This window comes from Klebsiella sp. 28, from assembly GCF_018223905.1.
Taxonomy (GTDB): domain Bacteria; phylum Pseudomonadota; class Gammaproteobacteria; order Enterobacterales; family Enterobacteriaceae; genus Klebsiella; species Klebsiella pneumoniae.
The window spans coordinates 1-4,418 of record NZ_JAGRQY010000177.1; the positions used below are offsets into that span (position 1 = coordinate 1).

The 4,418-nt window shown below is 62.2% G+C and carries 5 protein-coding genes; 2 read left to right on the plus strand and 3 right to left on the minus strand.

Going from position 1 to position 4,418, the window contains the following annotated elements:
• Both araC and KHQ28_RS24485 read left to right on the plus strand, forming a co-directional pair.
• Window positions 1-383: arabinose operon transcriptional regulator AraC (gene araC, locus KHQ28_RS24480; RefSeq protein WP_211777711.1), on the plus strand; the 383-nt coding region annotated here is incomplete at its 5' end.
• A gap of 128 nt (window positions 384-511) precedes the next feature.
• A complete protein-coding gene (locus KHQ28_RS24485; protein ID WP_002888373.1) occupies window positions 512-1,279 on the plus strand; it encodes a DedA family protein in 768 nt (255 codons plus the stop codon).
• On the opposite strand, the gene thiQ is transcribed toward KHQ28_RS24485, so the two are convergent.
• From thiQ to thiB, 3 genes are all read right to left on the minus strand, one after another.
• Complete coding sequence (gene thiQ, locus KHQ28_RS24490; protein WP_004178579.1) at window positions 1,266-1,967, minus strand: thiamine ABC transporter ATP-binding protein ThiQ; 702 nt, start codon at window positions 1,965-1,967, stop codon at window positions 1,266-1,268. The genes KHQ28_RS24485 and thiQ overlap by 14 nt on opposite strands.
• Window positions 1,951-3,561 carry a thiamine/thiamine pyrophosphate ABC transporter permease ThiP gene (gene thiP / locus KHQ28_RS24495; protein ID WP_032419408.1) on the minus strand — a complete coding sequence of 537 codons (1,611 nt, stop codon included), beginning with the start codon at window positions 3,559-3,561 and terminating at the stop codon, window positions 1,951-1,953. The genes thiQ and thiP overlap by 17 nt, the downstream gene beginning before the upstream one ends.
• Window positions 3,537-4,418, minus strand: an 882-nt coding sequence (gene thiB, locus KHQ28_RS24500; protein WP_211777712.1) for a thiamine ABC transporter substrate binding subunit, incomplete at its 5' end; no start/stop codon positions are given. The genes thiB and thiP, both read right to left, overlap by 25 nt.

Genomic DNA, 4,418 nt, shown 5'->3' on the forward strand with positions numbered 1-4,418 from the left:
TGCTGGAACAGCTGCTGCTGCGGCGGATGGAGGCGATCAACGAATCGCTGCATCCGCCGCTGGACAACCGGGTGCGCGACGCCTGCCAGTACATCAGCGACCATCTGGCGGACAGCCATTTTGATATCGCCAGCGTCGCCCAACACGTTTGCCTGTCGCCCTCGCGTCTGTCGCACCTGTTCCGCCAGCAGCTGGGGGTCAGCGTCCTCGGCTGGCGGGAGGATCAGCGCATCAGCCAGGCCAAACTGTTGCTCAGCACCACGCGGATGCCGATCGCCACCGTTGGGCGCAACGTCGGCTTCGAAGATCAGCTCTATTTTTCCCGCGTGTTTAAAAAATGCACCGGGGCCAGCCCGAGCGAATTCCGCGCGGGTTGTGAATAAAAAGTAAAGAAAGTGAAATGATGACCCGCTTAAATGTCACAGCCAGTAAACTATTAAGACAATTGATGGCTTGACGACGGCGCGATGGCTTCGGAGAATCCGGGCTTCGTTTTTTAACCGGGTACATTATGCAAGCATTGCTCGAACACTTTATTACCCAATCCACGGTCTACTCATTGTTAGCCGTGATGCTGGTGGCCTTTCTCGAGTCGCTGGCGCTGGTGGGGCTTATCTTACCCGGCACGGTGATGATGGCTGGCCTTGGGGCGCTCATCGGCGGCGGCGAAGTTAACTTCTGGCAGGCGTGGCTGGCGGGGATTGTCGGCTGCCTGCTGGGCGACTGGATCTCATTCTGGCTCGGCTGGCGCTTTAAGAAGCCGTTGCACCGCTGGTCGTTTATGAAGAAAAACCGCGCCCTGCTGGAGAAAACCGAGCATGCGCTGCATCAGCACAGCATGATCACCATTCTGATTGGCCGCTTTGTCGGACCGACGCGTCCGCTGGTGCCAATGGTCGCCGGGATGCTCGACCTGCCGGTGGCCAAGTTCGTGCTACCGAATATTATCGGCTGCCTGCTCTGGCCGCCGCTCTATTTCCTTCCGGGCATCCTCGCCGGGGCGGCGATTGATATTCCGGCTGATGAAAACAGCGCCAGCTTTAAATGGCTGCTATTGGGGGCGGCGCTGCTGGCCTGGCTGGCGGGATGGCTGTGCTGGCGGCTGTGGCGGAGCGCGAAAACCTCAGGCGATCGGCTGACCCGCTGGCTGCCGCGCGGCCGACTGCTGTGGCTGTCGCCGCTGATGGTCGCGCTGGCGGCTACAGCGTTAACATTTGTCTTCCGCCATCCGCTGATGCCGGTCTATCTGGCGATCCTGCACAAAGTCATCGCGCGCTGATCCCCATCAAATGCGAGGCGCTGCTGTGGCCGCTTAACAGCTCGGCGGTGGCGCCATCCCAGACAATGCGCCCTTCGGCGACCACCATCGAGCGCGGCGCGATGCGCGCGGCGTCCTCTACGCTGTGGGAGACCATCAGCAGGGTGAGCTGCTGCTGCTCGCAGACATCGGCGACCAGGGACAGCATCTCCTGGCGCAGCGCCGGATCGAGCGCCGAGAAGGGTTCATCCAGCAGCAGCACCGGCTGCTGGCGCACCAGACAGCGGGCCAGCGCCGCGCGCTGCCGCTGACCGCCGGAGAGCTCGCCGGGCAGACGTTCCAGCAGCGCATCAATTCCCATCTGTCCAGCTATCGCCGTGACCTGCGCCTGCTGCTCGCGGTTCAGTTTAAGGCCTGGGTGGATCCCGAGGCTGATATTTTGTCGAATGGTCAGATGGTTAAACAGGTTATTCTCCTGAAACAACATCGAGACCGGACGCTGCGCCGGCGGCGTCGCGTTATGCGCCTCGCCGTTAATCAGCAGGCTGCCGCTGGCGGGCGGCAGAAACCCGGCGATTAGATTCAGCAGGGTGCTCTTTCCGGCGCCGCTGGGACCGAGCACCGCGATGCGCTCCCCGCGCGCGACGTCGAGGGTGAAGCGCATCGGCAGATGCTGGTATAGCCAGGTCACATCATTGAGTTTTAGCATCACGCCCCGGAAGTTTTTCAATCAGCGTAAACAACAAGAAACAGAGCAGCAGCAGGAGCAGGGCGGTGACGGCCCCGTCCTGGCTGCGGTAGGCGCCTATCTGCTGGTACAGATAGAAAGGCAGGGTGCGGAACGCCTCGTTGCCGAACAGCGCCACCACGCCGAAATCGCCAATCGACAGTACGCAGGCGAAGGCGAGCGCCTGGGCCAGCGGGCGCCGGAGAGCGCGAAGCTCGACCACCCGCAGCCGGGCAAAGCCTTCAATACCCAGCGACTGGCACAGCATGCTGTAGCGGGCGGCAATGTCGCGCATCGGGTTTTCCAGTACTTTCAGCGCATAGGGGATCGCCATCAGGGCATTAGTGAAGATGACGATGCCGTCGGCGGACTCCGGCAGGCCGATAGTTTTATTGAGCAGCAGGAAGAAGCCGGTCGCCAGCACAATTCCCGGCATCGCAAGGATCAGCATGCCGCTCAGCTCCATTGCCTGCCCGGCCAACGGCCGCTGGCGAGCGCGCAGCTCCCGGCTGCTCCATAACAGCATCATCGTCAGGGTCACGCTCAATAGCCCGGCGGCGATGGCGATGCGTAGAGAGGTGCTCAATGCCTGCCAGAGCGCTGGCTGCGCCAGCACGTCCAGCATATTACGGTTGATCCCGTCGACGATGACCGCCAGCAGCGGCGGGAGCAGCAGCAGCAGGGCGGCGCCGATCAGCAACCCGTCGCTCAGGCGGCTATGCAGGCGATCGTCAGGGTCGCGCCAGCCGCGCACATGGCTGACGCCGATGGCGACGGCTTTACTCAGACGCTGGCTAAGCAGCACCAGCCCAAGGCAGCAGAGCATCTGGATCAGCGCCAGCATTGCCGCTCGCGCCGGATCGTAGTCAAAGCTCAGCGCCTGGTAGATAGCCAGCTCGATCGTGGTGGCTTTCGGGCCGCCGCCCAGCGAGAGCACGGTGGCGAAGCTGGCGAAGCAGAGCATAAAAATCAGCGCGGCGACGGCGGGAATGTGCCGGCGCAGCCACGGCCATTCGACGAGGCGGAAGAAGGCATAGCCGCGCATGCCAAGCTGGGCGGCAATTTGCCGCTGCTCGCCGGGAATGTTCTCCAGCGCCTGCAGCAGCAGGCGGGTCGCCATCGGCATATTGAAAAAGACGTGCGCCAGCAGGATGCCCTGCAGACCGTAGGGCGAGAACTCCCATTGCCAGCCGAGCGCGTTAAATAGTGAGGCCAGCCAGCCCTGGCGGCCATAGACGCTGAGGATACCGAACACCGCCACCAGCACCGGCAGGATCAGGGTCATCGCGCACAGGCGCAGCAGCAGCGTACGGCCCGGGAAGCGACGCCGATAAAGCGCGCGGGCGAGAAAGATGGCTGGTCCCACCGAGATCAGCGCTGACAGCGACGCCTGCCAGAAGGAGAAGCGGACCACATGCCACAGGTAGCTATCGCTGAAGACCGATTGCCAGCCCGCGCCGGGGGCGCTAAACCACAGCGCCAGAAACGCCGCCAGCGCGACAGCGCACAGCAGCGTAGCGGCGAACAGGCCCGGCATCAGCCCGCGAAGGTTTAGCGGCTGACGGCGCGTTGCCATGCGCTAATCCAGGTTTGACGCTCGCTGGCGACCTGCTGCGGGGTAAAGGACAGGGTGGTCTGCGGCTTCACCAGGGTATCAAACCCGGCCGGCAGGGTGACCTGGGTCACCGGATACATCCAGTTGCCGGTAGGGATGGCGTTCTGGAAGCCAGGAGATACCATAAATTTGAGGAATTTTTCCGCCAGTTCCGGCTGCTTGCTGGCGGCGGTACGCGCGGCAACTTCGACCTGCAGATAGTGGCCCTCGGCGAAGCTCGCCGCCGCATAGTTGTCTTTCTTCTCTTCAATCATGTGGTAGGCCGGCGAGGTGGTATAGCTCAACACCAGGTCGCTTTCCCCTTTCAGGAACAGGCCATAGGCTTCGCTCCAGCCTTTGGTGACGGTAACGGTTTTCGCGGCCAGCTTCTGCCAGGCCTCGGGCGCTTGATCGCCATAGACCTTTTGCATCCACAGCAGCAGGCCCAGTCCCGGGGTGCTGGTACGCGGATCTTCATAGATGACCCGCCATTTTTGCGGCCCCTCGACCAGCTCTTTCAGGCTCTTCGGTGGATTAGCCAGTTTGTTTTTGTCATAGACGAAGGCGAAATAGCCATAGTCGTAGGGAACAAAGGTGTCATTATCCCAGCCGCCCGGCACTCTGACCGCGCTGGCGGGTACGTTGCTTTTGGCAAACAGCTTACTCTGCGCCGCGGCTTCCAGCAGGTTGTTATCAAGGCCAAGCACGACGTCGGCCTTGCTGTTTTTGCCTTCCATGCGCAGGCGATTCAGTAGCGAAACGCCATCTTCCAGCGCGACGAACTTCAGCTCGCAGCCGCACTCCGCTTCAAAGGCTTTTTTGACCGCCGGGCCGGGGCC

Excerpts from the sequence above, each read along its gene's own strand:
- KHQ28_RS24485 (WP_002888373.1), top strand. The coding sequence starts at position 512 with ATGCAAGCATTGCTCGAACACTTTATTACCCAATCCACGGTCTACTCA.
- thiQ (WP_004178579.1), bottom strand. The coding sequence starts at position 1,967 with ATGCTAAAACTCAATGATGTGACCTGGCTATACCAGCATCTGCCGATG.
- thiP (WP_032419408.1), bottom strand. The coding sequence starts at position 3,561 with ATGGCAACGCGCCGTCAGCCGCTAAACCTTCGCGGGCTGATGCCGGGC.